Below are 5,204 nucleotides of genomic sequence, written 5' to 3' on the forward strand. Positions count from 1 at the left end.
GGTTTTAGTCGTTACGAACCAAAGACTTTTCAGTCAAAATACCGTTTGTCATGGAATGTTCCTTATGCCTCAGGTACTTTAAAAGTAGTAGGTTATAAAGAGGGTAAAAAAGTCAATGAAGAAGTCATCACAACAGCTGGAAAACCTGCTAAAATCAGTTTATCTGTTGACAGAAGTAAAATTGATGCTGACGGATTAGACTTAGCGTACGTAACCGTGAAAATATTAGACAAAGACGGTAATTTCTGTCCGCTGGCTGATAATTTGGTAACTTTTGATGTTAAAGGAGAAGGTTCAATTGTAGGTGTCGATAACGGAAATCAAATCAGTTTAGAATCTTTTCAGGGTAACCAAAGAAAAGCGTTTAATGGAATGTGTTTAGCCATTTTAAAGTCATCTAAAAAAACAGGTACGATTAGCTTAAAAGCCAATTCTAAATCGTTAAAAAGCACTCAAATTGTGATTGAAACGAAATAGTTTTTTTAAATTTCACATATGAAATAAGGAGCACCATAAGTAGTTATTTTGACTATTTGTGGTGATCTTTTATTTTATTTAACTAATTGATTATAAGTGGTTTGATTGTTTAAAAAAAATAAAATTTAATTTTTTTTAATTAAACCTTTTTGTCTTTTTGAATTCAAAGTATAACGTAATGTTTTTGCATTACTATTTTATAAATTAAGAAAAAATAATATGAATAGAATAGGATTCTTTTTTTTATTGTTGTTGACGATAACTACAGTAAAAGCACAAAAAAATGGGACATCTCGTCCTAACATACTTGTAATCGTAGCCGATGATTTAGGATATGCTACAACAGGCGTATATACTAACGGAAAAGCAAAATTAGCTACTCCTAATATTGATGCCATTGCTAAAGATGGTGCCACTTTTACAGAAGGGTATGTTACGGCTTCTGTTTGTGGGCCTTCTCGTTCTGGATTGTTAACAGGTAGATACCAACAACGTTTTGGTATTTACGCCAACTGCGACACACAAAAAGGACCTGGAGTTCCTGCTTCCGAGAAAATAATGGGAACTTATTTTCATGAAGCAGGTTATAGAACAGCAGCTATTGGGAAATGGCACGTAGGTGTTAAAAATGAAGGACAGCATCCTATAGATCGAGGATTTGATAAATATTATGGTTTTAATAGTGCCCAAACGGATTATTTCAATTCGCCTATTTTATTTGATGGTAAAACCAAAGTGACCAAACATAAGTATTTGACTTTTCAGTTTACAGATGAAGCCGTAAATTTTATCGAAGAAGGAAAAAATAACAAAAAACCGTTCTTTATGTACCTTGCCTATAATGCTGTGCATGGTCCAAATCAAGCGCCGGTAGATTATGTAGCTAAATATACAGCCAAAGGTTTTCCTAAAAATATAGCCACCCAAATGGCAATGGTAGATGCCTTGGATGAAGGAGTAGGTCGTGTTCTAAAAACATTAAAAGAAAGCGGACTTGAAGAAAATACCTTGGTTTATTTTCTGAGTGATAATGGTGGTTTGCCTTCTTGGTGGGAAGGTAGCAATGCTCCTTGGAGAGGATTCAAAAGAGAACAATGGGAAGGTGGTTACCATGTTCAGTTTTTAATGAAATGGCCAGCTAAGATTCCTAAAGGACAGGTTCGTTCGGAAATGGTGTATTCATTGGATATCTTAACTACCAGTTTAGCAGCAGCTTCTATTGAAAAACCAAAGAACATTATTTTGGATGGAACGAATTTGCTACCTATATTTAATTCCAAAAATAAAAATGAAGTTCACAAATCCCTTTTTTGGGCAGGTTCTCACGTACCAAGATCGGAAGGTGCTTTCAAAGAAAAAATGGATGAAGAGTACTCTAAAGATGATGCTCCCGCTACATGGGCAGTACGAAGTGGAAAATGGAAATTAGTACAAATGTTCGAATTTGGAGCCGTACAATTATTCGACTTAGAAAAAGATCCAACTGAATCCAAGAATGTTGCAGCCGAAAATAAAGAGTTGGTGGCCAAAATGTCTAAAGAATTTGGAGTTTGGTTCAAAGGCATGAAAGAACCTATTATTTGGAAAAAAGAATACTTTAATGACTTACAAAAAGTGAAATAGTTTCTTAGATTCAATTCGAAAATATTGTTGAGATTAAAGTTTCAATGAATAAAATGATGATTATAAAACCCTCAAAAAGTAGTGTTAGGGAACTTTTCCAATAAATAATAGACAGACTAAAAAATAATAGTATAGCCTTAAAAAGAACTTTACAATGAAAAAGACAAGCAAAATAGTTGCTTTGGGAAGTTTTCTCTTTATAGCATTAAACCAAAATTTGTATAGCCAAAATCAAGGCGGTTTTCCTTATATTTTGCCTAAAGAAAAACCAAAGCGAGAAATGAGTGCAGCCATGGAGCGTATTTATACCAAATATCCTGCTCCAAAACCCGAAGACAACGAATTGTTTTCTCAATTTAAGTATACCAAACTAAAAGGGTTTGATTACCACAATCATGATGGAACAATTTCACGTAGAGACCCTTCAAAAATTATCTTTGCCAATGGTAAATATTATGTTTGGTATACCTATAGAAACACACCTACACCTCCACAAGGAGCTCAAAAGAGCAATGATACCATTCCGTCTGCTGATTGGGATTTGGCCGAGATTTGGTATGCTACCAGCAAAGACGGTTTTACTTGGGAAGAAAAAGGAGTTGCTATTCCTCGTCCACCTAAACCTCAACTAGGTTGGCGTGCCGTTACTACAGCAGATATATTGGAATGGAAAGGTAAATATTATATGTACTATCAAGGTTTTATGGAAGCAAGTGGAACACGTGGTGATGATTGCCCAGTAGCAGTGTCCTATGCTGATTCGCCAGATGGACCTTGGACTCCTTACAATAAAATAGTCATTCCAAATGGGGCAAAAGGAGAATGGGATCATTTTTCCATTCACGACCCATATCCATTGGTTTATAAAGGAAAAATCTACCTGTATTACAAATCCGATTTTGATAAAAATCCCAATTGGGTTCGCATGCAAGGACTCGCTACAGCCGATAATCCTTTGGGGCCTTTCACTAAAAACAAACTTAATCCAGTCATCACTTCGGGACACGAAACCTCACTTTTTCCGTTTCAAACGGGTATTGCTGCCTTAGTTTATAAAGATGGAAACGAGCATAACACCATTCAATACGCTAAGGATGGCGTTAATTTTGAAATTGCTTCAATTACCGAATTAATGCCTTATGCGGCAGGTCCTTATATTCCTGATGCTTTTACGAATACTAAAGATGGTAGAGGGATTACTTGGGGATTGGCACATTTTATCAACGTGTCAGGATATGACAAATTCAATTCGATGCTCGTGCGTTTCGATTGTGATTTAAGTCAAGATATGAACGATCCCGAAATGAAAGAACACCGTGTGCAACATACTCCCGAAGAATATTTTAGACAAGGTTTAAGCAAAAAACAATTAGAAAGAATTGGAACCGAAAAATAAGTTTTTGAAAAAAAGATGCTGTTTTCATAAGATACCTTTTGCTTTATTCAACAATCATTTGTGTATGTGTAGAATAATAGCATGCCTAATGATATTGCAATTTAAAATATAGAAATGGTAAAAAATTCTAAAGTATTTAAAGTACGATTCAAAGGATTGAAGAATCCCTCGTTAAATATGAATGGTATGACGATATACGAAATATAAATTAAAAGGATCTCGGAATTAATTAGATTTAAAAGAAATAGTAAAAAATGAAAAGAAATATATTAGTCATACTTATTCTCCTTGCTGGAACAACGTTGGCCACAGCTCAAAAAGATTTTTTTAGAAAATTAAAAAAAGAAGATGTCGTTTCAAATCCCGCTATTGTATGGACACAATTTGGTCCTGGAATGAGCGGTAATAATAAATCGGCTTTTTGGCATCCATTGGATCCTAATCGGTTGTTTATCTCTCCAAATATGGGAAATTCCTATGTGACTACAGATAAAGGACTAACTTATGAAACTGTTTTAGACGAAGACGGTCCCTATATAAGAATGGGAACCCGTGGGCCAAATGAGTTCAATAGCATCGATTTTTCGAGACAAAATCCCAATTTTGGTTTTTGTACTGATTCACGAGCTCAAGGTGTTTTTTATACAAATAATAAAGGAAAGACGTGGATTAAAAACGAAGCCATGGTCTCGGTTTTTGGTAAATCCAGATTGTCGTGTATTACTGTGAATCCAAAAGATGAAAATGTTTGGTATGTAGGAGCTGGCCGAATGAGAGACTGGGGACGAATCCTTTTTAGCAAAGAACAACCTCACGGTACTTATATCGATGAAAATAGTCAAGGTAAAATTTGGAAAAGTACCGACAAAGGAAAAAGTTGGGAATTAATCAATTCAGGTTTGAATCCTAAGGCTGAAATTGAAACTGTTATTGTGGATCCTGTGGATACCAATACTATTTACGCCAATTCCAATTATGGTTTTTATAAAAGTACCGATGCAGGGAACCATTGGGAACTTAAAATAAAAGGAATCGATACGGATGTGATTCGTTCGTTTACAATGCATCACGATAAAAAAACAAATCAGGTTTCCCTATATGTGATTGCTAGTGTGTTGTGGCAAGCCGATGGTAAAACCATCAAAGATGCGGCTGGCGGTATCTTTAAAAGTACCGATAAAGGCGAAAATTGGGTAAATATAAATGGCGATTTAGCGGTTGATATGACTCAGTTTGCAGATGATAAAAGTATACTAAGAAGTTATTATAATGTTGTGGGGTACTTTTTTGGGGTGTCGATTGACAAAGCACAGAAGATGTTTCCAGAATTACCCAAAAGTCTTACCTATCGTTTTAATGATATTACAGTAGATCCTAATGATGCGAATAATTTATATTTGGTCAATATGTTCTCAAATGCTTCACGAAATAATTTTATGCCAGGTTGTTTGTGGCGTAGCAAAGACGGAGGAAAACATTGGTATGTGACCTTTAGAAACGGAAAAAATTGGAATCAAGGAAAGGATGTAGACTATTGGAAACAAAGAAATAATCCTTTGGGTACCAATGTGTCTTTGTTGTATTTACACGATTGGATTAATCGGGACACATATGATCGCAAGTCCTCAAATTTTGCTAAGTTTAATGCAGACGGTACTGTACTACACAATCAATTGGCCAAAATTTCGCTGATGTCTTATGATAAAGG

General features: G+C 35.1%; 4 protein-coding genes. All 4 read left to right on the plus strand.

From position 1 onward, the window contains the following. Window positions 1-477 (plus strand): DUF4982 domain-containing protein (locus WBQ70_RS11230; RefSeq protein ID WP_423914168.1); only part of this gene is annotated, 477 nt, incomplete at its 5' end. 219 nt (window positions 478-696) lie between these two features. Then, window positions 697-2,100 carry a sulfatase family protein gene (locus WBQ70_RS11235; RefSeq protein ID WP_423914171.1) on the plus strand — a complete coding sequence of 468 codons (1,404 nt, stop codon included), beginning with the start codon at window positions 697-699 and terminating at the stop codon, window positions 2,098-2,100. Between the two features lie 154 nt (window positions 2,101-2,254). Next, window positions 2,255-3,496, plus strand: a complete 1,242-nt coding sequence (locus tag WBQ70_RS11240; protein WP_423914174.1) for a glycoside hydrolase family 117 protein — start codon at window positions 2,255-2,257, stop codon at window positions 3,494-3,496. Window positions 3,497-3,750: 254 nt separating this feature from the next. Beyond that, window positions 3,751-5,204 (plus strand): hypothetical protein (locus WBQ70_RS11245; RefSeq protein WP_423914177.1); only part of this gene is annotated, 1,454 nt, incomplete at its 3' end.

The organism is Flavobacterium sp., from assembly GCF_049590715.1.
Classification (GTDB): domain Bacteria; phylum Bacteroidota; class Bacteroidia; order Flavobacteriales; family Flavobacteriaceae; genus Flavobacterium.

Coding starts and splice junctions, on each gene's coding strand:
- WBQ70_RS11235 (WP_423914171.1), top strand. CDS start 697: ATGAATAGAATAGGATTCTTTTTTTTATTGTTGTTGACGATAACTACA.
- WBQ70_RS11240 (WP_423914174.1), top strand. CDS start 2,255: ATGAAAAAGACAAGCAAAATAGTTGCTTTGGGAAGTTTTCTCTTTATA.